At 45.0% G+C, this 25966-nt stretch carries 25 protein-coding genes and 1 pseudogene; 23 read left to right on the top strand and 3 right to left on the bottom strand.

The window, feature by feature from the left end; all coding sequences use genetic code 11:
* The 3 genes from AC075L_RS14185 to AC075L_RS14175 form a co-directional block, all read left to right on the top strand.
* Window positions 1–230, top strand: a 230-nt coding sequence (locus AC075L_RS14185) for a hypothetical protein (protein WP_476387832.1), incomplete at its 5' end; no start/stop codon positions are given.
* Window positions 211–570, top strand: coding sequence for a hypothetical protein (locus tag AC075L_RS14180; protein ID WP_476387831.1), 360 nt, complete (start codon window positions 211–213; stop codon window positions 568–570). The genes AC075L_RS14185 and AC075L_RS14180, both read left to right, overlap by 20 nt.
* Complete coding sequence (locus AC075L_RS14175; protein ID WP_476387830.1) at window positions 567–1205, top strand: IS66 family transposase; 639 nt, start codon at window positions 567–569, stop codon at window positions 1203–1205. The genes AC075L_RS14180 and AC075L_RS14175 overlap by 4 nt, the downstream gene beginning before the upstream one ends.
* A gap of 842 nt (window positions 1206–2047) precedes the next feature.
* Here AC075L_RS14175 and AC075L_RS14170 read toward each other — a convergent pair.
* Both AC075L_RS14170 and tnpA read right to left on the bottom strand, forming a co-directional pair.
* Window positions 2048–3469 (bottom strand): RNA-guided endonuclease InsQ/TnpB family protein, encoded by a 1422-nt coding sequence (locus AC075L_RS14170; RefSeq protein WP_476387829.1) that lies wholly within the window; start codon window positions 3467–3469, stop codon window positions 2048–2050.
* 16 nt (window positions 3470–3485) lie between these two features.
* A pseudogene (tnpA, locus tag AC075L_RS14165) lies at window positions 3486–3900 on the bottom strand (IS200/IS605 family transposase).
* A 212-nt stretch (window positions 3901–4112) separates the two neighbouring features.
* On the opposite strand from tnpA, the gene AC075L_RS14160 reads away from it, so the two are divergent.
* Together AC075L_RS14160 and AC075L_RS14155 are read left to right on the top strand one after the other, a co-directional pair.
* A complete protein-coding gene (locus tag AC075L_RS14160; protein ID WP_476387828.1) occupies window positions 4113–4460 on the top strand; it encodes a hypothetical protein in 348 nt (115 codons plus the stop codon).
* Window positions 4461–4920: 460 nt separating this feature from the next.
* Window positions 4921–5733 carry an RNase H family protein gene (locus AC075L_RS14155; RefSeq protein ID WP_476387827.1) on the top strand — a complete coding sequence of 271 codons (813 nt, stop codon included), beginning with the start codon at window positions 4921–4923 and terminating at the stop codon, window positions 5731–5733.
* Window positions 5734–5744: 11 nt separating this feature from the next.
* Here the strand turns inward: AC075L_RS14155 and lepB are convergent, their stop codons facing one another.
* On the bottom strand, window positions 5745–6308 hold the full coding sequence (lepB, locus tag AC075L_RS14150; protein WP_476387826.1) for a signal peptidase I: 564 nt from the start codon (window positions 6306–6308) through the stop codon (window positions 5745–5747).
* Between the two features lie 98 nt (window positions 6309–6406).
* On the opposite strand from lepB, the gene AC075L_RS14145 reads away from it, so the two are divergent.
* From AC075L_RS14145 to AC075L_RS14060, 18 genes are all read left to right on the top strand, one after another.
* Window positions 6407–7330 carry a 3'-5' exoribonuclease YhaM family protein gene (locus AC075L_RS14145; RefSeq protein WP_476387825.1) on the top strand — a complete coding sequence of 308 codons (924 nt, stop codon included), beginning with the start codon at window positions 6407–6409 and terminating at the stop codon, window positions 7328–7330.
* A 120-nt stretch (window positions 7331–7450) separates the two neighbouring features.
* The gene (gene nrdD / locus AC075L_RS14140) at window positions 7451–9613 is read left to right on the top strand and encodes an anaerobic ribonucleoside-triphosphate reductase (protein WP_476387824.1); all 2163 of its coding nucleotides are present in this window, start codon (window positions 7451–7453) and stop codon (window positions 9611–9613) included.
* A gap of 100 nt (window positions 9614–9713) precedes the next feature.
* The gene (locus AC075L_RS14135) at window positions 9714–10013 is read left to right on the top strand and encodes a hypothetical protein (RefSeq protein ID WP_476387823.1); all 300 of its coding nucleotides are present in this window, start codon (window positions 9714–9716) and stop codon (window positions 10011–10013) included.
* Entirely contained in the window at window positions 10010–11380 is a 1371-nt protein-coding gene (locus AC075L_RS14130) for a peptidoglycan binding domain-containing protein (RefSeq protein ID WP_476387822.1), read from the top strand. The genes AC075L_RS14135 and AC075L_RS14130 overlap by 4 nt, the downstream gene beginning before the upstream one ends.
* Before the next feature lie 12 nt (window positions 11381–11392).
* Window positions 11393–12700: a preprotein translocase subunit SecY gene (gene secY, locus AC075L_RS14125; protein ID WP_476387821.1), complete on the top strand. Its 1308-nt coding sequence runs from the start codon at window positions 11393–11395 to the stop codon at window positions 12698–12700.
* On the top strand, window positions 12697–12879 hold the full coding sequence (locus tag AC075L_RS14120) for a preprotein translocase subunit SecE (RefSeq protein ID WP_055059204.1): 183 nt from the start codon (window positions 12697–12699) through the stop codon (window positions 12877–12879). The genes secY and AC075L_RS14120 overlap by 4 nt, the downstream gene beginning before the upstream one ends.
* 121 nt (window positions 12880–13000) lie before the next feature.
* Window positions 13001–13819, top strand: a complete 819-nt coding sequence (locus AC075L_RS14115) for a sortase domain-containing protein (RefSeq protein ID WP_476387820.1) — start codon at window positions 13001–13003, stop codon at window positions 13817–13819.
* Between the two features lie 64 nt (window positions 13820–13883).
* Window positions 13884–14036, top strand: coding sequence for a hypothetical protein (locus AC075L_RS14110; protein ID WP_476387819.1), 153 nt, complete (start codon window positions 13884–13886; stop codon window positions 14034–14036).
* 109 nt (window positions 14037–14145) lie between these two features.
* Window positions 14146–14571 carry a hypothetical protein gene (locus AC075L_RS14105; RefSeq protein WP_476387818.1) on the top strand — a complete coding sequence of 142 codons (426 nt, stop codon included), beginning with the start codon at window positions 14146–14148 and terminating at the stop codon, window positions 14569–14571.
* 164 nt (window positions 14572–14735) lie between these two features.
* Entirely contained in the window at window positions 14736–17750 is a 3015-nt protein-coding gene (locus AC075L_RS14100) for a hypothetical protein (protein WP_476387817.1), read from the top strand.
* 145 nt (window positions 17751–17895) lie between these two features.
* A complete protein-coding gene (locus AC075L_RS14095; protein ID WP_476387816.1) occupies window positions 17896–19878 on the top strand; it encodes an ATP-dependent helicase in 1983 nt (660 codons plus the stop codon).
* Window positions 19879–19893: 15 nt separating this feature from the next.
* Window positions 19894–20679 carry an immunoglobulin-like domain-containing protein gene (locus AC075L_RS14090; protein WP_476387815.1) on the top strand — a complete coding sequence of 262 codons (786 nt, stop codon included), beginning with the start codon at window positions 19894–19896 and terminating at the stop codon, window positions 20677–20679.
* A gap of 218 nt (window positions 20680–20897) precedes the next feature.
* Window positions 20898–22769 carry a hypothetical protein gene (locus AC075L_RS14085; protein WP_476387814.1) on the top strand — a complete coding sequence of 624 codons (1872 nt, stop codon included), beginning with the start codon at window positions 20898–20900 and terminating at the stop codon, window positions 22767–22769.
* A 5-nt stretch (window positions 22770–22774) separates the two neighbouring features.
* Window positions 22775–23158, top strand: coding sequence for a hypothetical protein (locus tag AC075L_RS14080; protein ID WP_055059197.1), 384 nt, complete (start codon window positions 22775–22777; stop codon window positions 23156–23158).
* Between the two features lie 43 nt (window positions 23159–23201).
* The gene (locus AC075L_RS14075) at window positions 23202–24455 is read left to right on the top strand and encodes a hypothetical protein (protein ID WP_476387813.1); all 1254 of its coding nucleotides are present in this window, start codon (window positions 23202–23204) and stop codon (window positions 24453–24455) included.
* Between the two features lie 15 nt (window positions 24456–24470).
* Window positions 24471–25388 carry a trigger factor gene (locus tag AC075L_RS14070; protein WP_476387812.1) on the top strand — a complete coding sequence of 306 codons (918 nt, stop codon included), beginning with the start codon at window positions 24471–24473 and terminating at the stop codon, window positions 25386–25388.
* The gene (locus tag AC075L_RS14065) at window positions 25354–25500 is read left to right on the top strand and encodes a hypothetical protein (protein ID WP_476387811.1); all 147 of its coding nucleotides are present in this window, start codon (window positions 25354–25356) and stop codon (window positions 25498–25500) included. Before AC075L_RS14070 ends, AC075L_RS14065 begins: the two co-directional genes overlap by 35 nt.
* A 69-nt stretch (window positions 25501–25569) precedes the next feature.
* Window positions 25570–25815, top strand: coding sequence for a hypothetical protein (locus AC075L_RS14060; RefSeq protein WP_476387810.1), 246 nt, complete (start codon window positions 25570–25572; stop codon window positions 25813–25815).
* Window positions 25816–25966: the final 151 nt, after the last annotated feature.

Genomic DNA, 25966 nt, shown 5'->3' with positions numbered 1-25966 from the left:
AATTGAATCTGGTGCTGCTTATGTCCGCATGCAGGAAGAATGTGAAAAAAGATGCAGGGAAATGGAACGTGAAGTCCGAAAACTCAAAAATGAACTTGAAAATGCTGTCCGCCAGCTCCGTTAGAACAGGGAACATTGGTTTCAGGTTTACGGGGACATGGAAAAAGAACATAAAAAAGTTGTGGAAAGAAAGCAGGGAGAGATCCGGAGATGCTGCAGAAGCTTTGTGAAAAAAATGCTATTGCCTATGAGCAGATGCATGAAAAATATCTGGAGCAGTTCCATCTGAGGTACGCGGCAGAATCCGCACTGGAAGAGGAAAAAGGAAAAAACCAGAAACTGAGGGCCCAGCTTAACCGTGATTATGAGAACTCTTCCATACCATCCTCGAAATCACTGCGCCCTAAAAAGGTTGCAAACAGCAGGGAAAAGACAGGTAGAAAACCCGGAGCCCAGCCCGGGCATAAGGGACACTGCCGGAAAAACAGGAACCAACAGTTCCCACGGTCTTTCTGCCGCCACCGGAAGCAGTCCTTGAAGACCCGGATTTTAAAAAGACTGCCAAAATGATCATAAAACAGCTTGTAAGTATCCGTATGGTGCTGGATGTGGCAGAATATCATGCGAATGTCTATTATAATGCCAAAACAGAGGAACGTGTACATGCTGCATTTCCAGACGGGGTTATCAATGCTGTGAATTATGACGGCAGCATCCGGGAATTCCTGTTCCTGTTAAATAATGACTGTTGTGCCTCTATTGATAAAAGCAGAAAGTTCCTGTCGGACCTGACAGGTGGAAAGCTGAACATTTCCAAAGGTATGATCAGCAGACTCAGCAGGGAGTTTGCCTTAAAAACCGAGCCTGAACGCAGGGCTGCTTATGCAGACATGCTGTTTTCTCCGGTCATGCATACAGACTGTACGAACGCCAGGGAAAACGGAAAAGGCTGTTATGTATATATATGTGCGACACCAGACGGAAAAGCCCTGTACTTTGCCCGTGCGAAAAAAGGGCACGAAGGAGTAAAGGGTACTGTTGCGGAGGATTACCAGGGTATCCTTGTCCATGACCATGATATCACTTTTTATAGTTATGGGACGGAGCATCAGGAATGTGATACTCTGCCCATGTACTACGGTACCTCAAAGAAAGCATGGATAATGAACCGGGCCGTGCATGGAATAAAGAAATGCATGGTCTGATACAGTAAAGGATCCACTTCCGGAATGAGACCCTGCTGTCTTGTAAGCTTAGTTAGACCCGGAAATAGATCTCCGGATTTGAAGAACGGTATCTGAAGATACTCGAAACGGCCCGGAAGAGAATATGAGGACATCCCGGCAAATGCGTTATTACAAAGACGGGTATAACCTGTTCCTGAGAATAGAACAATATATGCAGAACCATTTGCTGTTCCTGCACGATTTCAGGGTGCCTGCCACGAATAATGAAGCAGAAAGGCTTCTAAGGAATTATAAGCGGAAACAGGCGCAGGCCGTGACATTCAGGAGTTTCGAAAGCATCGAGAATCTCTGCCAATGCATGAGCATGCTTGTTTTGATGCGCCTTGAAGATCCGTCAAATATATATGACAGAGTATCCAGGATATTTGGATAAAGAGAATCGATGGCTTTGACTGTTATCAGTCTACACCATCGGTTCTCTCAAGTCCAGCTAACCCCTGAACAGTAACGAAAAAGGCAGAAAATAGATAAAGAATGTCAAGAATAATCAGATATCAAATAATTCGTATCAGAAAACAAACGGCACGATAAGTTGTATCCTTTGGGCATAATAAATAGACAGGCCCGTACATTTCATTACGAATGAGGAGGAAAATACTATGGATAAAAGATTATATGAACTATTCGGATACAAGTAACCGAGCTTCGAGGTAAAACCTCTCTTTTTTCCCACTTCTCCGGATGACGTTATAAATGGGATGACTGTAACCATCCACTCCGTAGCATAATGGGCTATCTCCGGCGTTCCACCGGTTCTCAGATATATTGCTGAAATCCGGACAGTATCTGTCTGGATGTAATTACGCATATAATAAAGTCCGTTCCCTGAGTTCCTCCATAAGGCCTTCCAGGGAGATGGGTTTCCATCCGCATTCCTTTCCTGCGGAATATTCCTCTGCAAGGATACGGACAGCTTCCTTTTTAATGTTAAGTGCCGCCTGATGATCCCTGTCCATGGCGTTCCCGCATTCCGGACACACATAAAGACGGTCATTTATTTTTAATTCCCTGTGGATATAACCGCAGGAGATGCAGGTCTTTGAAGACGGGAACCATTTTCCCACCCGGATGAGCAGGTGCCCATATTTTATGCATTGCTGTTCCAGCAGCTGGATAAACCCTCCCCAGCCATTGTCGGATAGGGATTTTCCAAGGCGGAGGGATTTTTTCATTGCAGCAATGTCCAGGTCTTCAACTGCGACAACGTCATACTCCCCTGCCAGCCTGCAGGCAGCCTGTTTCTTGAAATCTTCCCTCTGATGCTTGGCTTTCGCATGCAGACGGGAGATCCGGATACACTGGTCCCTGTAGTTGGCAGAGTCTTTTTTCATCCGGGAGAGTTTTCTCTGCTCCCTGGCGATCTTTTTTTCAGTAGCAAGGGAATGCTTCTCAAAATCAACCCTGTTGCCGTTGTTATAATAATAAGGGAATTCCCCGTTGGAATCCACGTACATATGAGGGATGGACATATCCAGCCCTATGACTTTCAGGGAAGAAACATCCCCTTCTGTTTCAAGAAAAGTGTTATCTCTTTCCTCTTTTGAAGGGTACTGGTACTGGATGGAAAAATACCATTTTCCATCCGGTTCCCTGGTCACGGTGACACTTTTTAAGGTGCCGCCTGGTTCAACCGGACGGTGGGCTTCGATCTTAACAGCTCCCGGTACTTTTGGAAGAACAAGCCCTTCCCCTGTCAGCCTGATATTCCCGTTTATGAGACATGTCTTATAGGAATCCGGGCAGAGATATTTTTTCTTGAACCGGGGTTTGCCTTTTTCTCCCTTCAGCCACTCAGAGAACGCCCGTTCCACGTTAAGCTGGACGTTGGCCAGGGCATTGGAATCTGCAAGACGCAGGAATTCCAGTCCTGATGCATCCTTATAATCAGCAGGGGTGTTATACAGTGTCTCTCCCATGATCCGGTAAAAATCCAGACGGTCGCCTACCATACGGTTCCAGAAGAAACGGCAGCATCCGATGGTCTGTTTCATCGACTGTTCCTGTTCTTCTGTCGGATAGCCCCGGAAGCGGTAGGTGATATAAGAAGCCTCTTCGCCTTTTTTACGGGAAGAGGTCTTTTTCTTTTTCTTCTGACAGAATAAGTCAAGGAATACCCCGGCATCGAATCGCATGCCGTCATCTTCCGTATACAGTTCTGTGTGATCGATGACCTGCTGGATCCTGACAGCTTCAGTAATGCTGACAATCTTTTTCCTGCCCATACCGGGAATCTCCTTTCTATCTCTGCACATTTTTCTGATGTTCAATATACCGCCTGATATTTTCTTCGCTGGTGGAACCTATTGTCTCCCACAAAATAACTTCCATTCCAAAGCTGGCCTTTCCAGAGGCTCTTTCTCAGTTCCGGGTATTCCATGAACAGGACACTCCCGGAAATCCCCTTTAGGTATTTCACGATGGAAGTAATGGACAGCTTAGGCGGAGCGGATACAAAACAATGGACATGATCCCCGTCGCCCACTTTACAGGTATCGAGGCAGAAGCCTTTCTCTTTTGCCACTTCCCGGAGGATCACGTATAGTCTCTGTTCTATTTCAGGAGAGAGTACCTTCCTCCTGTACTTTACGCACCAGACGATATGATAATGAATATTGTACACACAGGTACGTGCGTGTATGTATTTATCATTCATACATATACTGTACCATACAATCCAATTATTTGCAAGTATTTTCAGACTTATAGCGCATGGTGTATACTCCAAAAACATAAGTTTGTATCAGAGGTATTGGAAAGATCTGTCTGGGAATCCGTGACGCTTTCATCTCGGAGACAAGTCACCGAGAATTCCCGCTCGGTCTTCTTAAAGAGATTAAAAGAACGGATGAGAAAAAAATAAAAGACATGCTGCTTCAGTATATTAAAACAGCGAGAAAATCTTTCAAGTGTGACATATGGCAGGAAAGCCTGGCCGATGAAAGGATATTAACAGAAGATGCGAGATGCGGGGACTCTACAGCACGATATCTTCTGTCAATCTACTGGCTTTTAAAATCCGCAGATATATATTACCCACCAGCTGTAAAGTCCATAGGGATCCTATATGGGGAAATGTTAAAATTACCATCCGCGGAAAGAAGTTATACAAAACTTTGCAAGGATACGATAGCTTTTCTGAGAGAAAGAGGAATTGATACGGAAATTGCGGAGACTTTGGAAATAGAAGTGTGCGGGTGTATGTATGAGAGATAAAGATTTTTCGTATGAGAATCGGACATATTATAGATAAGATACAATAAAGAAAAAAAGAAAGGAGGACCTGTTTATTTCTTTTGCTGAAAAATACACAATTAAGGAAGATCAGAAATGTTCTTCCTTTTTTGTTGGAAAAAAGTGAATTCGAATTCACTTTTTTAAATCAGAACCGGGTTCCGATTCGTTCAGAGAACCGAAGAGAAACGGCAGGCTATGCAATCAGAACCGGGTTCCGATTGCAAAATATTACTTTTCCGCGGATGAATCAACTTCCTATTGGGATGTGCAGGATGCATTTTTTTGCAGGAACAGGAGAAAAAGGAAAGTCAATCGGAACCAGGTTCCGATTGAGAAATGTATTTTTGGAAAGATTCTACAGTTGCAGGAGGTTTTCTTCGCACCAAAAATCATATTACTTAAAAAGGTGTATCTTAAAACAAAAGAAAGGTGGTAGAAAATGATGAAAAACAAAGCGGTTGCATATGTAGATGGAAACTATAATAAGAAAGAAGACCTCTGCGGATGGGGTGTCGTATTTTTGTATGAGGATGAGGCTCCGGAATATTTTAGTGGAAGCTGCAGGGGAATCCATTGGAATGTTACGGGGGAAATCAACGCAGCGGTGTATGCCGTAGAGAAAGCACTGGAATATGGCTGTTCTGCCATTGAGATCCATTATGATTATACAGGGATCGAGAGATGGGTGACCGGTGCATGGAAGGCAAAGAAAGAGGAAACACAGGAATATCGGGATAAGATGAGAGGATTCTTCGGCATGATCGTTATCGGGTTTGTACATGTCAAAGGTCATTCCGGAGATAAGTACAACGATAAGGCAGATGAGCTGGCAAAGACCGGGGCCGGGATCCTGGAAGAAACCTTTGCAGAGGATGCCGAGGTGAAAGAGCCTGAAAAGAAAGGCAAGAAAACAAAAGACCTGCCGGGAATAGGAGAAGGAATCAATCCACGGTGCGAAAAAGCAATCAGGCTTTTCAGAAAAAAGCGAAATCCCAGGTTTAAGGACTTTATGGAATTGAAATCCTATGGACAGGATAACTATTCCAGGTTTAAAGAAGAAGTCCTGCTCTTAATTCTGGGAGAAGGTGTCTGTGAGGAAATCCGCGGAAAAGTAAACGAACCGGAAGGATATCTTCCGGCTTTGAGATGGGCTGCAAGAGGTTTGTCCGCGGAGGATGCTTCCCGCAAGGGAAATGTGGATCTGGAGGTGTCGGCGAACTGCAGAAAAAAAGGGACGTTCAGTTTTTCCTGAACGTCCTTTCCTTATTTAATCAGTTTGAAACCAGGGCAATATCTGAACACTGCTTTTCCCAGAATCTCGTCGAACCTGACATAGGTGTTGTCCCAGAACCTGGAATCATAAGAACAGTTCCGGTTGTCTCCCATGACAAAATAGGAATCCTTTGGGACTGTGTATGGACCAAAGCTGCCTTCTGTTTTCTCTGCGGTAAAACTGTCATCCAAAGGTTTTTTGCTGCCGTCAATATAGACGTCCCCGTCTTTGATCTCCACCGTCTCTCCGGGGAGTCCGATGATCCTCTTTATATATAGTTCGGATTCATCGTCCGGATATCTGAAAATGATGATATCGAACCGTTTTGGATCACGCATCTTTTTGCATATCTGTTTATCCCCTATCTGAAGATTGATCCCATAGGCAAGTCTGTTTCCAATCAGCCGGTCTCCGGTCATGATCGTTTTCTCCATTGACTCGGATGGAATGACTGCATTGATGATGATACAGGTCACCACAAACAATGCCAGGAGAAAAGCAATGAGCGTGGTCTTTACGGTACTGAGTATTTTTTTGACTATAAGTTTATTCATGAAAGTCCTCCAATTATTTTAGGGATAATATGCTTAATTTTATTTTTTGGCTAAAAAATCATATTGTCATTATATTTCAAAACGAGAGGAGAATACAAATGAAATTTAAAGAAATCGAAGTTGGAAAAAGTGAGCAGATCCGCGCCCTGTTAACAGGGATCGAGGAGAGAGGTGCAAAAGCAGGAACCCGGTACCTGATCTTAAATTTCACAGACGGGGAACAGACCGTAACGGCAAATTATTGGAACTGCACCAGGGATGAGTTTACTGCAAAGGAAGGACAGGTACTTGATATTCGGGTCGATGCCAAACTCTATAAGGGCAGTACCTCATATACCGTCCAGTCTTATCTGCTGACAGATGAATCACCGGAGGCTTATGTGACATCCGCACCCATGGATCCTGTTGATATGTTCAACAAGATCCACAGTTTTGCGACAGGCCTTGGGGTATATGGCATGCTTGTCTGCACCCTGTTAGAAGAAAACCGCGAGAAGCTGCTTACATGGGCGGCCGGAAAATCTGTCCATCACAACATCCGCGGAGGGCTATTGTACCACACGTATACCATGTTAAAGTCTGCATCCCAGCTGTATAAGGCATATAAAAACATCCTTCCGCTGGACAGGGATCTTTTGTTTGCCGGTGTGATCCTGCATGATATTGGAAAGGTAAGAGAGCTTTCCTGTTCAAGCATCATGAGCATTGATTATACACCGGACGGAAATCTCCTGGGACATTTGTTCATTGGTGCAGAAATGGTCGGAGAGTGTGCAAGGAAACTGGGCCTTCCGGAGGAAAAGACACTCCTTCTCCAGCATATGCTGCTTTCCCATCATGGAAAAAGGGAAATGGGGGCAGTCACACTGCCGGCAATCCCGGAAGCATCCATCCTGCACCACGTTGACTGCATGGATGCTGAGATGTACATGTTCCGGTCAGCAAGGGAAGAAACAAAACCGGGAGAAATGTCTGACCGGTTATTCGCCCTGGACTGCCGAGTGTACAATACAAAAAATTGAATTCGAATTCACTTTTTTATGCCTCCGCAAGGGGGCATTTTTTTATGAAATATAAAAATTGTCAGTTTATAGAAGTAAACAAAAACGATAGGAGAGATCCAGAATAAGGAGAAAAAAACTATGAAGATTAAAGACATCTATGTGATCAAGAAAGACGGAACAAAACAGTCCTTTGACGGTGAGAAGATCATCAGAGCCATCAATGCATCTGCAAAAAGGATCGGAGAAACCCTTTCCGCGGAAGATGAAGAAAGAACCGTGGAGCTGGTTCTGAAAAATATCCATGAAGCAGAGGTACCGATCCTTACCATGCACTCCCTTGTGGAGGAAGCCTTAGATGAGGTCAATCCGAAGGTTGCAAAATGCTACCGGGACTACAGAAATTACAAAACAGATATGGCCCGGATGTTAGCAGAAGTAAACGGGGAGGCTGACAAGGTGCTGTTTGGTGTCGACCGGAGCAATGCCAACTCCGACGGCAACCTGGTATCCACCAAAAGGGCATTGATCTTTGGTGCTTACGAAAAGACCATGTACCGGGAGTTCTTTCTTAATAAAGAGGAACGCCAGGCAGACAAGGACGGTTATATCTACGTGCATGACAAAAGTGCCCGTATGATCACCATGAACTGCTGTCTGTTTGATATGGAACATGTCTTAAAAGGCGGCTTCAAGATGGGCGGTATCCATTACAATGAACCGTCTTCCCTTGATACGGCGTTTGATGTCATCGGAGACATTATCCTTAATACCGCTGCGCAGCAGTATGGCGGCTTTACCGTTCCGGAGATCGATAGGGTTTTAGGATATTATGCAGAGAAAAGTTACAAAAAATATACGGACGAGTATATCAAAGAAATGCAGGCTGCCCTTTCTGTGATCGTGCTTCCTGCAAAAACCGTAGAACGGGCCCATGATTTTGCCATGAAGAGGATCGAGCGTGAGTTCCGTCAGGGCTGGCAGGGAATCGAGTATAAGTTGAACACTGTCGGTTCTTCCCGCGGAGATTATCCGTTCGTGACCGTAACCTTCGGACTGGGTGTCAACCGTTTTGAGCGGATGTGCAGCCATGTCATGATGAAGGTCCACGAGGAAGGACAGGGAGAAGAAGGCTTTAAGATTCCGGTACTGTTTCCGAAATACGTATTCCTTTATGACAAAAACCTGCACTGTAAAGATGGTGTCAATTATTATATCTATGAAGATGCACTGAGTTGTTCTTCAAAGACCATGTATCCGGACTGGTTAAGCCTGACAGGGGAAGGTTATGTCCCAGAGATCTACAAAAAGTACGGATGTGTGATCTCCCCGATGGGCTGCAGGGCATTCTTAAGCCCATGGTATGAAAGAGGCGGCATGTATCCGGCAGATGAAAACGATGCCCCGGTATATGTGGGACGTTTTAATGCAGGGGTTGTATCCCTCCACCTTCCGATGATCCTTGCCAAAGCAAGAGAGGAAAAAAGGGATTTTTATGAGGTGCTGGATTATTATCTCCAGATGATCCGCAGCATCCATATCAATACTTATGAATACCTTGCAAAGATGAAGGCGTCCACAAACCCGCTTGCATACTGCGAGGGCGGTTTCTATGGCGGACATTTAAAGCCTGAAGAGGAGATCCGTCCGCTTTTGGCGGCAACAACCTTTTCCTTTGGCATCACTGCCTTAAATGAACTCCAGGAGTTATACAACGGCAAGTCGATCGCCGAGGATTCCGACTTTGCTTATGAGGTCATGGTGTACATCAATAAAAAAGTTGCAGAGTTTAAGGAAGAGGATCATATCCTCTATGCCATTTATGGAACACCTGCGGAGAGTCTGTGCGGACTTCAGGTTCAGCAGTTCCGGGCAAAATACGGGGTTATCAAAGGGGTTTCCGACCGTGCGTATGTAAGCAACAGTTTCCACTGTCATGTGACGGAGGATATCTCACCGGTACAGAAACAGGATAAGGAAAAACGCTTCTGGAACCTTTTCAACGGGGGCAAGATCCAGTATGTCCGTTATCCGCTCGACTACAATAAGGAAGCAATAAGATCCCTTGTAAACCGGGCAATGGAGATCGGTTTTTATGAAGGTGTCAACCTTGACCTGTGCTACTGTAATACCTGCGGTTATTCCGCAGTTGAAATGAACGGGACCTGTCCGAAATGCGGTTCTCACAAGATCATCCAGGTAGACCGAATGAACGGCTATCTTGCCATCACGAGAAATGCAGACGGTTCCTCCCGTTACAACGATGCAAAACTGGCGGAGATCGCTGAACGAAGATCGATGTGACTGGTTTTAAGAGGCTCTATGGAGCCTCTTTTTCGTGTGGGGAGCGGACTTTCCGGTTTTATCATATTATGGTGGAAAATTCAAAAAGGGAGGTTTTCTTATGACAGACTTAGATGTTCAGGTGTACAAAGAGCTTTTGAATGCAGAATACGAAAAGTTAGAAAAAGCATCCATCCGGTCGCCGGATGTGCGGCTGTCTGCAAAACAGGATGGAATTCTGACTGCGATCCAGCTTTTAGAGCAGGCTGAGAAACGAAAACGCGGAAGGGCTTCCGCCATACGGAGAAAACTGATCGATGCAGGGATGTTTACGGAGGATGGCGAGCCGGCAGCGAAGGTCACAATGCAGGTTCCGGACTGGCTGGGGGATTTTGATCCGGAAGCAGGGAGGCATGTATGAACCGGGTACAGAAAGCGGCAATCATAATCATCACCCTGTTACTGGTAGTACTGGGGACAGCCTATGGTGCCGGATATTTTTATTTTGGTTCCCATTTCCTGCCGGGTACAGAGTTAAATGAGTTTGATGTTTCATTCAAAACCGTCGCAGAGGTACAGGACCTGCTCGACCAGAAAGTAAAATCCTTTGCAATCGCCGTAGAAGAGAGAAACGGCGGAAGGGAAAAGATCGATGCCAGATCCATCGGAATGAAATATAAACCAGGTGGAACGGTGCAGAAACTCCTTTCCGGACAGGACAGACTTTTATGGTTCATTCCAGAAAGTTCCTTTGAAAAGACCGACCTGGGGTTTGTCCTGGATGAAAAGCTTCTGGAAGAACAGATCTCCGGTCTGGACTGTATGCAGAATATGTCTGCCCCGACAGATGCAAGGATCCTGTATAAAGAAGGGGAAGGGTTTATCCTGATCCCGGAAAAGGAAGGTTCCAAGGTGGATCTCGAACAGGCATCTGAGCTGATCGACACTGCCATCCGCAGAGGAGAAAGCTCCGTCGATATTTCCGGCTGCTATGAGGAGCCAAAGATAAGACAGGCAGATCTGGAGAAGAAATATGAGACATTGAAAAAATTTCAGGATGTCATCATCACCTATGATTTCGGTGACAGGACGGAAACCCTGGATATCGGAAAGATCCGGGATCTTATTGTGGATGATGAGCTGAACAGGGAAAAGGTTTCTGCATATGTGGAAGAACTGGCTGCAAAGTATGACACTAAAGGGACAGAAAGGAATTTTGTCACTTATGATGACAGAAAGATCAAAGTTTCCGGAGGAAATTACGGATGGAAAATCGACCAGGAAAAAGAAACGGACGGTCTTATGGATACCATTTTAAGCGGACAGACGGATGTACGCACCCCTGTCTATGAGCAGGAAGCAAAAGAAAGTGATTCCAATGACATCGGATATACCTATATCGAGGTGGATAAGGAAAACAGCCAGTTTATCCTTTACGTTGATGGGAACCCTGTCATTCAGACAACCGGTATATCCGGCTCTATTGAGAACGGAGTGTATTCCCTGAAAAAACCGGTGAGTGAAGAGGACGGAAAAAACTGGTGCCTGCCATTTGGTTCGGGACAGTGTATCTACGGGGCTGATATGGACATTTCTGATGAAACATCAGACCTCGATACGGCAGAGGAAACGGACAGTGTGGAGGACCTGCAGATCGATGATCTGGAAGAGCTCTTGTCTGATCCAGCCCCTGTCCCTGAGGAGGACGGATGTTTTGCAATACCGGAAGACTCCGCCCGCGATGCTTTTTCCCAGTGTAAAAAAGGAATGCCGGTAATCATATATTAAAAGGAGATTTTCATGAAAACAAGAAAAAAAGGATTTTTCAACCCATTAAAAGTAAAGGAACTGAGGAGAAAGATGCTCCTCATCATAGGCGTGATGTTTATCATCCGCCTGTTGAACCAGATCCCCACACCGGGAGTCAACCATGATTATCTAAAACAGATACTTGGCGGCAGCGGGGCAATGGGATTTATGGATCTGATGACCGGCGGAAGCTTAAGCAGCCTGTCCATCCTGGCGTTAAATATTTCACCGTATATCACTGCTTCCATCGTGATCGAGCTGTTAAGTATCGTGTTCAAGCAGCTGGATGAAATGAAGCGGGATGGAAAGCACGGACAGGAAGAACTGAAAAAGATCACACTGTATTCTGCAATCGGATTATCCTTCATCCAGGCTCTTGCCATGTCTGTCGGTTTTGGACGAAAAGGAATGCTGACACATTTTACCTGGTACTGGGTACTGATCATCACGCTTATCTGGACAGCTTCCGCAGGTGCCCTGGCTTTTGTGGGAAATTATATGACGGAAAAGAAGCTCTGCAACGGGGTATCCCTTATTCTTGCATGCAATATCTTATCCGGTGTACTGGATGACTTATTCTCCTTATGGGAGACTGCCTTTACCGGTCATAAAACAGCGCAGGGTATCCTTTATATCTCCCTGCTTGTGGTATTTATCTTCCTCATGACATTCTTCGTGGTCTATTTACAGACCGGAAAGAGAGAGATCCCGGTAACAAATGCCAGAAAGTTTAATGGAAGGGTAAATCCGGCAGCCATGAAGTCCACGCTTCCGATCCCGGTAAACCCGAGCAATGTCATACCGGTCATCTTTGCATCCTGTATCTTCTCCATTCCGTCCATGATCATGACGCCGAAATCGGGAAGTGTCTGGGCGCATATCGTGAACCTGACCAATACATCTGACTGGTTTCGCCCGTCTGAGTTTTACTACACAGCGGGATGGATCGTGTATGTGGCCCTGATCCTGTTTTTTGAGGTATTCTACAACAACATTATCTTTAATGTTTTGGAGATCTCAGACAACATGAAAAAGGCAGGAAGCCAGATTCCGGGAATAAGACCGGGGGCAGATACTGCGGAGTATCTCAGAAAGAAAGTCAAACATACAACACTCCTTGGCGGGATCGGGATCTCTATCGTGGCAACAGTACCGATGGTCTTATCCGGAGTATTCCATATCTCCAACATCTCGCTTATGGGAACATCATTAGTCATTATCGTCGGAGTTATCATTGAGAATGCAAGACAGATCGATGCAGACACAAGCGCATATAAATTTGAAGGGATCATCAGGTGAGAGAATTGAAAAATGAACTGAATGAATTTAAGACAAATTTTAAGAAAGTCATATGGCCAAAACCGCTGAAGGGATTAAAGACGACCGGAATGGTGCTTTTGGTATCCGTTGCGGCAGGTTCACTGATCTCGTTTTCAGACTTTTTGGGAAAATGTGGAGTGAGCCTGTTTATCAAATAAGAAAAAGAGGAGCGTAAGCTTCTCTTTTTTGAAAAAAAGTGAATTCGAATTCACTTTTTTCTCACATTAACCCCGACAACCCTGACGGGGATCCAAACTCCGGCGGGAGAAAGGAGATTATATGTCACAGCTGAAAATCAAAGAGAGGAAAAACCACTTTGCCTTTCTGGGAAACTTCATCACTATCCTGATCCTTGTGGTGGCGATCGGAGTATGTGCCTATGCAGGGGGGAACCTGTATAAGATATTCAGTGAATATAAGGCTGGAACGGATGAGTATGCAAAGATATCCGACATGGTAGTGACGGAAAAAAAGGCAGATGTGAAAGACGAAACATGGGTGGACAAAGAAACAAAGAAAAAGGTCTGGACTGCTCCCATAGAGGTCGACTGTAAAAAACTGGCGCAGATCAATCCGGATTTTGTCGGCTGGCTGTATGTGGAAGCACTTCCGGATATCAGCTACCCGATGGTGCATTACAAGGATAATGATTTCTATCTGCACCGGACTTTTGAGAAGCAGGATAATTTTGCAGGGACTATTTTTACCGACTGTCAGAACAAAAGGAACCTGGGAGACAGCAATACCATCATTTATGGACATAACATGAAAAATGGTTCCATGTTCGGACAGCTGAAACAGTTCAAGCTGCCGGAGACCATCCAGAAAAGCAAATACATCTGGATACTGACTCCGGATGAGGTATGCAAGTATGAGATCTTTTCCTGTTATACGGCAGAAGTGGGTTCCGATACGTATACCCTGATCAAAGGGCCCGGCAAGGGACTGGTCGAATATGCCGAAAAGATGCAGGCAAAGGACACCCTTGGGCTTACAAGACGGGAATTTGATGTAAAGGACAAGGTCATCACCTTAAGTACCTGTACGGGCAACGAAGCAACCAGATATGTGGTACAGGCAGTCAAGGTCGAACCATGATTTTTCATTTCCTCCTGTTTTTTCCACTTTCTTTGTAATTTGAAACGCGAAAGGAGAAAAAACTATGTTTGAAGAAATGAAAGAAGAACTCAGGGATATTTTAGATGTACCGGAGGGAGAAGCCATGCTGCCGAAGCTTGCAAAAAACATGGCTTGTTCAGCAGTCCTTGGAGGAGGTTTTCTGGCAATCTATGTATTGTTCGCCATCCTCCTTTGAGAGGCGGGACTTCTGCAAATATGCAGGACTTTGTCCTGCTTTTTTTATTTTCCATTTTGATATTCATATTTCTTTTTGAAACTTAAAGTACGAAAGGAGAAAGGTCATCATGGATGAAAAAAGCAGAATTCAGGCAGCAACAATCTTACAGGGTATCGTTAAGGGGTATATGAACCCTGTAAGGCATATGTCCGCGGATGATGAAAACTATGAAAAGTGGATGCGGCTCGTGGAAAGGATGGATCAGGAAAATGCAAAAGATCCGTTCTTTGAACAGGTAATGTTATCCCTTACCGCGGAGGGTTATCTTCCGGGAGGAGAAGCAGGGCTTGGATATAAGCCTGCAAGGAATCTCCTTGACCAGTGGCAGATCGAGGATGTGATACAGGAATTTTACAACTCTATCCTGGAAAGAAAGGTAAACGGTATCCGTTATTCCCTAAAAGGTTTTTGGGATAAATATACCGGCTCCGGTGTGGTTTTTTCTGAAAACCTGATAAAAGCATACCGTCAGGCGTACTGCCAGGCGGCATGATGGTTTTGACCAGTGTTTTTACACTGGTCTTTTCTTTTTTTTCTTTTTTTGTCATTTTAGCTTTGCGCATGACCAGCGCAGAGGATCCGCAATAAAAATATAAAAAAAGGAGGGCAGGATAATGTCTGTTTGTGCGGATGCAAACAAAATCCTGCATAATGGTTATGAAGAAAAGATATGTAAATGCTCTTCTTCTCGGCATGAGTCTCTGTGTAGCCGCTCCCGGTATAGTAGTCAGTGCATCAGAAATACCGGCCCAGGAGAGTGCCGTAGAGGACACCAGCGACGCAGAACTCGAAGCGATTATGAGGGAGGCAGAAGCTGCGGCTACAGGAGCGGACGGGACAGAGGGATCCGGTTCTGATGGATCAGCCACAGAAGAGACAAAGTATGCGGCAAAACTGACCGAAGTGGTACAAACCCTGGAACAGAAGGTATCCGCCGGAGGCAGTGCCATGTCCAAAGAGGATGTTTCCATCTTAAAGAGCTTCTTTGAGAGTATTTCCCCGGAAGATGATTTTGCCACTGTTACGGATTTCCTTTCCTTTGTACTGTCCTCTTACAGTGACCAGGGGATTGACGGGGATGACTCCCATGTGATCGAACCATCCTTGGATAAGGTAAAGGAGATCACCGGGGCCTTTGTTTCCGTATACGGGGAAACTGATGTGATCGACGGTGTCAAAGGATATGTCCAGGATAAGCTGGGAGACCTGTCCTTATCCGAGGAGGAGATCAAAAAGATCACTGATCTTGACAGTATTGATTCCATTTTCGATGCGGCTAAAGATTATCTCCAGAAAGCAGAGGGAGACGGAGATGGTTCCGATGGCGACAACAGCGGAGATAATAACGGCTCCGATGGGGACAACAGTGATGGAGATAACAGCGGGGACAACAGCGGAGACAATAACGGGGATAACAATGGAGACAATTCCGGTGATAATAGTGGAGATAACAGCGGAGATACAGACGAGGCACTGAAGGAAGCCACTGAAGATGCCATCAAAGAGATCGAAGCAATCGACATCAGTTCCCTGACCGGTGAAAGAAAAGAAGCTGCAGAAAAATACCTTGCAGAAGTAAAGGAAAAGATTACAAACGCTTCCTCTGCCGAGGATATCGAGGTCCTTTCCGCGGAAGCTTCTGCCACACTGGAAAGCCTTCTCGCACAGGAAACCTTAGAAAGCCAGAGGACAGCTGCAAAAGAAGCATTAAAGGAATTCTTTGATGGTGCGAAATTTGAGACCGATGAATTAAAGGCAGCAGCACAGGAGATCTATGATTCCGCTATGGAAGCCATCGACCAGGCTGACAGTATTGAAAAGATCAATGACGAACTGGATTCCGCAAAAGAGGACATCCAGAACGTGATCGACCAGAAAGACGGGGTTCTTGATACCTTAAAAGAAAATGCAAAGAAAAACATTGACGAAGCAGGGGATGCGATCCAGACGGAAAGCCAGCTCCCGGATGAGGTCGTAGCCATGGCAGAGGAGCAGATCGATGCAGCTGATTCTGCTAAGAACATCCAGTCCATAAAGACGGTTTCCAAGGAGATCCTTGCAAACATGAAGTCCGCCCTTGACGAAAAGTCAAAATCTTCCGTTTCGGATACCATCAGCAGCTTGAGGGGGATCTCCCTTAACAAGGATGATCAGGATTTGTTAGCATATATGGCAGAAAAAGCCTCCGCAGCAGAATATGCCGATGCATGCACCCTTATGGAGGCCGCTGTGGAGTATGTATCCTTAAGTGATGCAGACTTTAAGGATGTGCTGGTGGATGATATGAAGGATGTCCTTGCCGACGCAAAAGAAAATAAGACAGAGGATGCCCAGAAGATCTTTGATGAAGCGGTGTCATCCATGAAAGATGTTTCCCGTCTGAACACATATAAGGTATATGAGAATGCCATGACAGAACTTGGCAAACTGAAAGCAACAGATGAAGTTTCCGCAGCAAAGAAAGAAGCAGAAGCAAGCCTTGACAAACTGGTGGAAGGGATCACGGATAAGACCGTCAAAGCAAAAGCAGAGGATATCGTAGCAAAAGCAAAAGAAAGCCTCAAAGATGCCAAGACTGTTGAGGAGGTCAATAAGATCGTTGAAGATGCCGCCGGTAAGGTGGAGAAAGTCAAGAAAGAAGCCAGCGATGCAGAAAAGCTTGAGAAGAAAAAGAAAACTTATCAGGCAAAACTGGATGACCTGGTCAAGAACGTTACTGATTCCGAGTTAAAGACTACCTTATCCAAGATCGTTGATTCTGCAAAGGCAGATATCTCCAATGCCACGTCAGAAGAACAGATGAATGAGATCCTTACAAAGGCAAAGAATGATATCAAGAATACAACCGTGGAATACAGCAAAAACAAGGCCCTTGCCACAAAGAAGGCACAGCTGATCGAAAAACTGACTTCACTGGCAGACGGAAAGTCCTTAAGTTCCGAAGCCCTTAGTATCATCAGCCAGGCCAAGACTGACATCATGGATGCATCCACATCCGAGGATGCGGTTTCCATTTACAACACTGCGGTAGCAAGATTTAAGGAAACTTATGTCAATGACCTCCATACCTCCTATAAGGAGAAACTGGATGCCCTGGCACCGGATGCCTCCTCTACACTGGATGATACCACAAAGACAAAGATCAACGACACCATCACAAAGGCAAAAGAAAACATCGACAAGACTTCAAGTGAGGATGCGATGAAACAGATCTATGACCAGGCAGAGAAATCCGTTTCCCTGTTAAAGGAGAACTCATCTTTCCTTGACAAGGTAAAAGAGGATGCCATCAACGAGCTGAAGAACTACACTACCCTGAACACAGAGAGTGTACAGAAGGTTATTTCCGCTTATACAAACAAGATCCAGAGTGCCACCTCTGAAGACCAGGTTAAGCAGTATCTGTCTGATGCCAAAGGACTGTTAGACAAGCTGAATGCAGCCGCAGGCATCACATCTTCCACTGACCAGAACGATGGAACATCCACAAGCTCCACAGCATCAGGAACCGATGTACAGAGTGCATCCAAGAAGGGTGACGACACCCCGACAAGTTCCGTAAAAACAGGTGATGAGAATGGATTCAATATCATTGTCAGTGTTGCAGCCTTGATCGTTGGTATCGGTGCGGTAGGTGCCCTGATCTACATGAAATTCTTCAAGAAGAAATAAGCTTTCCTGCCCTGCGGGGGCAGGGAGCCGGGCTCCTTTGGACAGGCTGGCAGAAATCCGCCGAAGGTCGATCTGCCTTCGGCTTTTTTCGTGTCAGGGAAAAATTTTCCATAATCCTGTTAAGTTACAAAAAAAGGAGAGAAAAATGAAGAAAAACATAGAACAGGAAAAAGCCATCGCACAGCTGGAGGGACCGGTCATTTTGATCAGCTGTCCGGGAAGTGGAAAGACGACCACGCTGCTGCGGAGGATTAACCACATGCTTGAGGTGGGTATCCCGCCGGAAAAGATCTTAATGATCACATTTACAAAAGCTGCCGCACAGGAGATGTCCGTAAAATTTAAAAAGAAGTTTGGTGAACCCAACGGGATCACATTTTCCACCATACATGCCCTGTGCCTTAAGATCCTGATGACTTATGGCGGCCTGTCCGCGGAGAATATCATCAAGACCTCAGACCAGTGGAAGTTTTTACTGGAAACGGCAAGGAAATGCCAGAGTGTATGTGACCCGGCAAAGGCAGCCGGAAACTTCCAGATGCTCTACAGTGCGGCCATGAACAACCGTATGTCCCCTTCAGAAGTAAATCCAAAGGATATAAAAGGGATCTCCAGAAAAGATTTCCTTTTTATGTCAGAAGAATACCGCAGGATGAAGGAAAGGACTGGGTACATTGATTTTGATGACATGCTGGTAAAGGCATATGAACTGATGACTGGGAACCCGCAAGTGCTCAGGCAGTTAAGAGAGCGATGGGATTACATTCAGGTAGATGAGTACCAGGATGTCAATTACCTGCAGCGTGACCTTGTATACCTGCTGGCGGGAGAGAAAAAGAACCTCTGCGTGGCCGGTGATGATGACCAGAGCATATACCGTTTCCGCGGAGCAAGACCGGAGATCATGCTTAATTTCCCAAAAGATTTCCCGCAGGCCCATGTATTTTGTATCAGTACGAATTACCGCAGTTATCCGGCTATTATCGGGTGCGCAGGAAAACTGATCGGATTCAACAAGAACCGTTATGAAAAACAGTTTTTAAGCGGTCAGACCGGGGATGCGAAGATACGCGTGATCGGAGAGGAGAGTCCTGCTCATCAGATGAAGGACGTTTCCGGGGATGTAAAAAGCTGCGGATATGCCTTTAATGAAAGTGCTGTTCTCTACCGGAACAATCGTCAGGCAGAACAGGTTGCTGAAAAATTCAGTGAAGAGGGTATCCCGTATTATTGTACAGAGGCTATCCCGGATTCTTATGAACACTGGATCTGGTATGATATTTTAGCATATTACCGGTTGTCAAGGGGGATTGCAGCACCCGGGGATTTTAAAAGGATCGCGGACCGCCCAAACCGGTATATGCGCCTGATCCTGCATGAGGCAGGAGGGGAACAGGAAGCAGATCTTTTAGAAGCAGCCAGCCGGAAATATACGGACTGGAGAAGGGACAACGCAAGGAAAATAATTCGGAAATACTTTTATGATATCCGGGAAATGGGGAAGAAAAGCCCAAGGCAGTTTCTTGACTACCTGTTAAAAGACGTTGGATATGAAAAATATCTCAGGGAGTATGCAGAGAGCCTGCAGCAGGACTTTGACGAGATGAAGCACATGCTTTCCATATACCAGAGGGATTCACAGAAGTTCCACACCATGAAAGAATGGCTGCTCTACATAAAGAAACGATCCATGAACTTAAACAATAATAATGACCAGGGTGTGTGCCTGAGCACCATGCACCGTTCCAAGGGACTGGAATGGAAAAACGTTTACATCATAGACTGCAACGAGGGATATATCCCGCCGGGTTCCCCAGATACCCCTATATCACAGGAAGAGGTGGAAGAGGAAAGGCGGCTGTTCTATGTTGCAGTCACAAGGGCAAAGGAAAGACTATTTATCACTTATGTAGGGAACAAAAAAGGCAAACCGGTATCCCGTTTCGTCAGGGAGCTTCAGCTCAAGGAAAGCGGACGGGCTAAAGCGGTCAAAAAAAACGACATGGTACGGCACAAAACCTATGGGGTATGCATGGTGCTATCCGTTAATGGCAGCAAATGCACGATACGCAGTCTGTCAGATGACAGGGATGCGGAAGTCCTTGTTTCTTCCCTTGACATAAGATAGCAAAAGGAGGCTAACATGAACAAGAAGCTGATCGCCGGGATCGTGATCGCTGCAGCAGTTGTCTGCTGCGGAGGCGGTTACGTGGCAATGCAGAATGAAAAAAAAGTGAAACAGGAAAATGTGCAGATATCGGAAATGCTTGACAAGCTGCCGGATATCACGGTAAAGGAGGGGGAATCCCTCCCGGATCTGAAAAATAACATTGAAGATACCAGTATGATCGAGCCGGATACCTTAAAGGTTGACATCCAGAATGTGGACATCACTGTACCGGGTACCTATGATGTTGTTTATTCTTTTAAAGACATCCATGGAAATGAGAGGAGCAAGACCGTCCAGTGCAAGGTGGAAGCCAATCTTTTAGACCATGTATATGGAATGGATGATATTGAAACAGATTGCGGAAAGGAACTCCCAAAAGATGAAACTACTTTTGACGAGGAGTATGTTTCCAGTGTCACCAGGGATGATTCCGAGGTGGACATTGACACCCCCGGTACTTACAACATCACTTATACGGTACTCGGTACAGATGGCAGCATGGAGGAAGCAGACCGGCTTGCAAAGGTACTTGAGACCGCAGAGACCACACAGGATCCGGAAGAGATAGTGGAAACACCTGCCCCGACAGAAGAGACTACCCCGGAAACCGGAAACGTGGAACCGATCGAACAGGAAACCGTAAAGACCGGAGACAACACAAATGTGACAGGATCGATCATTGCCGGACTGACAGCCGGAGCTGCAGGTATCGGAGCTGTCCTTTACAGGATGCTTGGAAAAAAACGCAGAAAAAATTAATATTTTTCAAAGGATTCCCACGAGGAGTCCTTTTTTTCGTGTCAGAATCGTGATCCCCCGGTACAGGGTATTATGAGAAAAAAAGGAAGAGGGAGTAACGATTTCAGGAAAAACAAAATTTTTCCTTTTTTCCATATTAAGAAAGCAGACAGCACCCGTCAGGGTGCGGATAGAAAACTGGAAAGGAGGGCAGAATATTATTTCTGCAAAAAAGCAAGATGGAAAAACAGATACTGGAAGAGCTGTATGGAAAGCTCAGAGAGCTGATCCCTGATTTTGAGACCAGAGAAGAAGGAAATAAGAATTATATTTCCTATAAGATGCAGATCAACGATAAGGACTTTGAGACATCCGTCGTCATTACGAATGGACGTGCGGTGGCCATTACCGGAAAGCGTACTTATATCTACCAGATCAAAGAAAAGAGCTGTGAGCAGTTCAACAATGAAGTACAGACAAGATATCCACTATTCCAAATCTATGGAGGAAATGGGAACATTTCCGTAGGAAGAAGGCTGTTGTTTGATTCTGTAGATGAGCTGGTCACCAATATCCGGGAATTCAATTCCGTATGTAAAGCGGTGATCCCCCAGTTCGAGGGCAGCTGCGTGAACTTCCTTGTAAAGACCAGGGAGGAAGAGACTTATGATCCCACGCAGACATTTACTCCTCTGGAAGAAGAATCATCGAACGAAAAAAACGCCGATTACGTAGATTCTTTTGTAAAAGACCAGCAGGAGTATTGTAAAAAAACTTTTTATGAGCTGGCAGAGGGAACAGAACCCGTTACCAAAGGCAATGACGTTTCTTTTATAAGAAATGAGGGAGATGGCAGTCTTAAGGTGACCATGGACAAAAATGTCCCGGAAGACCTTAAACTGGACTATGCCTATGTAGTCGATAACCAGGAGCTTGCATACATTGCGATTGCAAACATCACAAGTATTTATAAAGAACTGGAAGCTTTTTACAATGAAAAAAAACGCATGCTCCATGTGTATTCTTATGTGACTCCGGATAAATACCTTCCGGATGAACCAAAAGAGGGAATCGAACTGTTAAAGGAAGCAATCCATAATTCCCTTGAGACAGCGAAAAAATCAACAGTTTCCGGCGAACAGGTTTCTGCCAATATGCAGGCACTCATGAATGAGCAGCTGGAAGAGATCCGGTTAAAGACAGAGGAATTGGAATCTTCCAGGACACAGATCGAAGAGGAGAGGGAAGCCTTTGAAAAGGAAAAGGAAGCCTTTCTTAACGAAAAGAACCAGCTGGAGGCAGAACTGGAAGAGGAGCGGACAAAACTTCAGGAGAAGGATGCAGAACTGGCAGAACGTGAAAACGCGATCGCCGAACAGGAATCCATCAATGATGAAGAAAAAGCCAAGTATGCACTCAGCATGAAGAACCTTACCGGTGAGATCGCAAGGCTCCAGGCAAGGCTCGGACAGGGTTCTGCAGCAAAGGAAGATTCCGGGGAAGTTGCGAAGCTTAAGTCAAGATTAAACTCAGCGACTAAAGCAAGGGTTTCCATGGAAAAAACACTGAACAATGAGAACAACGAACTCAGAAGAAAGAATAAGGAACTGTCAGACCTGCTCCTTGAAAAGACACAGGAAACAGACAAGCTCAAGGAAGATGTCCATGACCAGGCAGTCCATCTGTTTGACTCTGAAAAAGCAGAGTATTTAAAGAAGATCGAAGAGCTTCAGAAGATCGCCGATATTGCAGGAGAAGAAATGTCTCCTGAGCGGTGTGAAAAGGTGTTAAATGAAGACGGGGTTTACGGGGATGTCTCTATCCTCCACGGAGCCCGCAATGACATTGTTTCCTGCTCTTATTCTGAAAATTTCGCTGTCAAGGTTGTGTTTGGTCCCATTCCGTTTGCGGATGTATGCAAAAAATTAAAGAGAGTGGATACAAAGTCCCTGTCAAAATTAAACGATGAAGTGGCTGACGTAAAATTCTTTACAAAAGAAGACGGTGTTTATGCCCGTAAGTACATCAGCAGGAGGATAACAGAAGAGGAACTTCGTTCCGTTCTTTCCGAACTGATCGGGTATTTTGACGATGACAAGAAGCGGAGGTAAATAACATGAGTACTTCCTATATTTTTCTGGCAGGTGCATTGTTCCTGTTCGTTATCGCTATCGTTATCCTGTTTATGGGCAAAGGGAAAAAAGACGATAAGAAAGTGGATAAGGAATTTGATGAAAACTATGCTGTGAATATCAACGAGGTTTATTTAAGGACAGGAGATGTCAGGGAAACACTGGTACAGATGCAGGATTCCTATGAAGACTATAATCCGCTCATGTCCGGTCTCCTTGGAAAAGCGATCACTTATCTGGATGGTGATTATGGGGATTACGAGACTGCGCTTGACATGATCAATGTCAACCATGATGAAACAGTCGATAAGGTCCATAAAGATATCATCTGTATGGCAGTATCAAAGAAGAAGGGGTTACCGGGCTGATGCCCGGTTTCCTGGTATTACAGGAAGCGGAAAGGAGATTTTTATGAAGAAAAACAACAGGCTTCTTATCGTGGTATTTGCAGTCCTGGCTCTTATCATAGGGGTACTGAAAGGGGTAGACTATTACAGGTACACCAAGGTTTCCAAGGAAAGAGTTTCAAGCATACAGGCAGAGTTTGTCGGGGAAGCTGCCCCGTCCCAGGAACTGTCGATGTCCATGTTTGATGTGACCGTCTATACAGAGACCGGTTCTGTTTATTCCGCAAGGTCGTTTGATATTGATGAAAAAAAAGCACCGGCCCATGGAGACAGTTTTGACACAAAGATTGAATATCATGGAAGCACAACTACAGTTACTGTTCCGATAACCCGCTCAAAAGTAGTACAATACAAGGTGGGTTATCCGACAAAGGAAAATGTTCTTGCTACAATTTATTCTAATGGGGACCTGGAATTCACAGGTTCCGGAAACACTATGAACTTTGCCAATGGCGATACGCCATGGGCTGACGAGGATTACACTTATGTGATCTTTAAAGATGAGATCACACCAACGAATGTCGACTACTGGTTTGAAGGAAACACAGTCCTGACAGGATGCGAAACCCTTCCTAAAAGCATTGAAAGCGCACGGGGGACATTCCAGGGATGTGAAAGCCTGAAAAAAACACCGTCTTTTTTTCAGTGTTCATCACTTAAAATCATTACGGACTGCTTTTCAGGTTGTACAAGCCTTGAACAATCCGATCCGCTTCCGGTAAGTGTCATGGAAGCTAATGGAGCTTTCGAGGACTGTATCAAACTTACAAAAGCCCCGGATATGACAAAAACAAATGCCCTTTCTTCCATCAATGCGATCTTTAAAGGCTGTACGAGCCTGGTAGATGCACCGGTTATCCCGGATTCCATACTGGACATGTCTGAAGCCTTTTTGGGTGACAGCAATATCTATACGGCATCTGCGTTCCCAGAGAGCGTGGAAGATATCTCTTCTGCTTATGCAGACTGTATCAGTCTGGAAAAAGCAGCTTCCATACCGGCATCCGTGATCAATTGCGATTCCTGTTATTCAGGATGTTCCAATCTGTATGGTGAATTATCCATCAATACAAACACGGAAGATTGTGCCAACCTGCTTTCCAATGCAGTCACTTCCGGAAAGACCTTGAAATTAAAAGGCAAGAGTGGAAGGCTGTTTGAGATCCAGCAGGACAGTGGAAGCAGATATGTTACGATCAAGAATACAGAAAAAGCCGAGAAAAACGCAAAAAAACTGGAACGCCAGAATAACCAGTAAGAGGAGGGGCATACAATGAGGAATTTCTTTGCAGGATTATTTCTTCTGCTCGGAGTAGGCTGTCTTGGTGTGGCAGGGTTTAGTGCCTATCAGGACAGGGTAATCTCCCCTCAGGTGTCAAGCGCATCCAGTCCGGTCCTTTTTTCACAGGTAAGTGACATTTCAAGTTACATGTCACTGCCTGTACTAGAAGGGATGCATGTAGAGGAAGTCGTAGAAGAAAAAAACTATGACGATACAGAGAAAGAGATCGTCGACACACTCCTGAAAAATGCAGGGGAGTTAAAAAAGGTCAGCGAAGAGTGTACGGTTTCCATGGATTTTACAATATCCCAGAAAGGAAAATTCGTCGAGAGAAAAAAGAATTACCTTGTAGGGATTGGAAACCGCACCCTGGATCCCGATATAGAAGAAAAACTGATCGGAATGAAGCCGGGGGACTCTGCAGACCTTGGAAAAGTGGAAGAATTTTTAAAATACAAGAATAAAGAGGTTTATGTCAAGGTCAATGCCGTTTACAACATAGAGTACCCAATCACGGATGACTATATGCAGAAAAACACGGAATACAGTTCTCTTGACGATATGGTACGCGGCACGATCAATAAGGATAAGCAGCAGAACCGTACGCAGCGGAGAGAGAAGACCATGGGCGAACTGCTTGACAGGGTTTTGGAAAAAACAACTTTTGTTTCCATCCCGGATTCCCTTATCGAAGAAGAACTTAAAGTATTAGATAAGGATGGAGAAAAACATACTTTCAAAGAAGCAGAACAGAGCCTGAAAAAAGTCTTCCTGATCGAGGCGGTCAACGAGAAATATAAGCTGGTATCTGCCGCGGAGATGGAAAAAAGAGCCAAAGATGTGATAGAATCATCTAATGCAGAATATTCAGAATATGAAAAGCAGAGACTGCCAGTATTTAGAATGTGAAGAGGATGTGGTAAACTTCCTCTATAAGATGATCGATATTGTGGAAAAGGAGGAGTCTGCTGCAGATGAAGACGGAGGGATAGATCTTTCAGATGCCCAGATCGTTGAGTAACAGCAGTACCGCCACCTAGCGGAGATGATAAAAAGTGAATTCGAATTCTAATTTTTCATGGTAAAAAATATGGATAGATTGATGTTAAGGCTTGCAGAATTTGTTGTAACCCAGGCCAGCACGGATTACATAGAGGTATGGAACTCCTGGATCAATACGGGGATAAATATTCTTCAGGGAGCCATGCCTACCCTGCTGGCAGTGATCAGGGAATTTGTACTGATCGATCAGGGAACATTAAAAGAAGTGATTAGGGTTGAAAAAAACCAGAATTATGGGATATATGATCCCTCGGTTTTTTATAGCGGACGATAGTAATAAAAAGTCTGTTCATTGAATGACCGGTGACTTTCGCCTGTATATTTTGAATCAGAAAGGAGACTCAACATGAAAAAAGAGGATTACAAGATGGAAGAAAGAAAAGAGTACAAAAAAAATGAGAATTACAGTCAGGAGGTGCTGGCGC

It is taken from the genome of Blautia sp. ZXY-1-B12, from assembly GCF_056339915.1.
The sequence above is the reverse complement of the archived record's forward strand: the minus strand, read 5'-3'. Positions and strand labels throughout refer to the sequence as shown.

What these genes read in the sequence shown, in the direction of transcription:
- AC075L_RS14160 (WP_476387828.1), top strand. Translation starts at nt 4,113, where the DNA reads ATGCTGCTTCAGTATATTAAAACAGCGAGAAAATCTTTCAAGTGTGAC.
- AC075L_RS14090 (WP_476387815.1), top strand. Translation starts at nt 19,894, where the DNA reads ATGAACAAGAAGCTGATCGCCGGGATCGTGATCGCTGCAGCAGTTGTC.
- AC075L_RS14180 (WP_476387831.1), top strand. Translation starts at nt 211, where the DNA reads ATGCTGCAGAAGCTTTGTGAAAAAAATGCTATTGCCTATGAGCAGATG.
- AC075L_RS14070 (WP_476387812.1), top strand. Translation starts at nt 24,471, where the DNA reads ATGAGGAATTTCTTTGCAGGATTATTTCTTCTGCTCGGAGTAGGCTGT.
- AC075L_RS14060 (WP_476387810.1), top strand. Translation starts at nt 25,570, where the DNA reads ATGGATAGATTGATGTTAAGGCTTGCAGAATTTGTTGTAACCCAGGCC.
- AC075L_RS14175 (WP_476387830.1), top strand. Translation starts at nt 567, where the DNA reads ATGATCATAAAACAGCTTGTAAGTATCCGTATGGTGCTGGATGTGGCA.
- nrdD (WP_476387824.1), top strand. Translation starts at nt 7,451, where the DNA reads ATGAAGATTAAAGACATCTATGTGATCAAGAAAGACGGAACAAAACAG.
- AC075L_RS14135 (WP_476387823.1), top strand. Translation starts at nt 9,714, where the DNA reads ATGACAGACTTAGATGTTCAGGTGTACAAAGAGCTTTTGAATGCAGAA.
- secY (WP_476387821.1), top strand. Translation starts at nt 11,393, where the DNA reads ATGAAAACAAGAAAAAAAGGATTTTTCAACCCATTAAAAGTAAAGGAA.
- lepB (WP_476387826.1), bottom strand. Translation starts at nt 6,308, where the DNA reads ATGAATAAACTTATAGTCAAAAAAATACTCAGTACCGTAAAGACCACG.
- AC075L_RS14075 (WP_476387813.1), top strand. Translation starts at nt 23,202, where the DNA reads ATGAAGAAAAACAACAGGCTTCTTATCGTGGTATTTGCAGTCCTGGCT.
- AC075L_RS14170 (WP_476387829.1), bottom strand. Translation starts at nt 3,469, where the DNA reads ATGGGCAGGAAAAAGATTGTCAGCATTACTGAAGCTGTCAGGATCCAG.
- AC075L_RS14145 (WP_476387825.1), top strand. Translation starts at nt 6,407, where the DNA reads ATGAAATTTAAAGAAATCGAAGTTGGAAAAAGTGAGCAGATCCGCGCC.
- AC075L_RS14080 (WP_055059197.1), top strand. Translation starts at nt 22,775, where the DNA reads ATGAGTACTTCCTATATTTTTCTGGCAGGTGCATTGTTCCTGTTCGTT.
- AC075L_RS14110 (WP_476387819.1), top strand. Translation starts at nt 13,884, where the DNA reads ATGTTTGAAGAAATGAAAGAAGAACTCAGGGATATTTTAGATGTACCG.
- AC075L_RS14115 (WP_476387820.1), top strand. Translation starts at nt 13,001, where the DNA reads ATGTCACAGCTGAAAATCAAAGAGAGGAAAAACCACTTTGCCTTTCTG.
- AC075L_RS14095 (WP_476387816.1), top strand. Translation starts at nt 17,896, where the DNA reads ATGAAGAAAAACATAGAACAGGAAAAAGCCATCGCACAGCTGGAGGGA.
- AC075L_RS14100 (WP_476387817.1), top strand. Translation starts at nt 14,736, where the DNA reads ATGAAGAAAAGATATGTAAATGCTCTTCTTCTCGGCATGAGTCTCTGT.
- AC075L_RS14085 (WP_476387814.1), top strand. Translation starts at nt 20,898, where the DNA reads ATGGAAAAACAGATACTGGAAGAGCTGTATGGAAAGCTCAGAGAGCTG.
- AC075L_RS14130 (WP_476387822.1), top strand. Translation starts at nt 10,010, where the DNA reads ATGAACCGGGTACAGAAAGCGGCAATCATAATCATCACCCTGTTACTG.
- AC075L_RS14155 (WP_476387827.1), top strand. Translation starts at nt 4,921, where the DNA reads ATGATGAAAAACAAAGCGGTTGCATATGTAGATGGAAACTATAATAAG.
- AC075L_RS14065 (WP_476387811.1), top strand. Translation starts at nt 25,354, where the DNA reads ATGAAAAGCAGAGACTGCCAGTATTTAGAATGTGAAGAGGATGTGGTA.
- AC075L_RS14105 (WP_476387818.1), top strand. Translation starts at nt 14,146, where the DNA reads ATGGATGAAAAAAGCAGAATTCAGGCAGCAACAATCTTACAGGGTATC.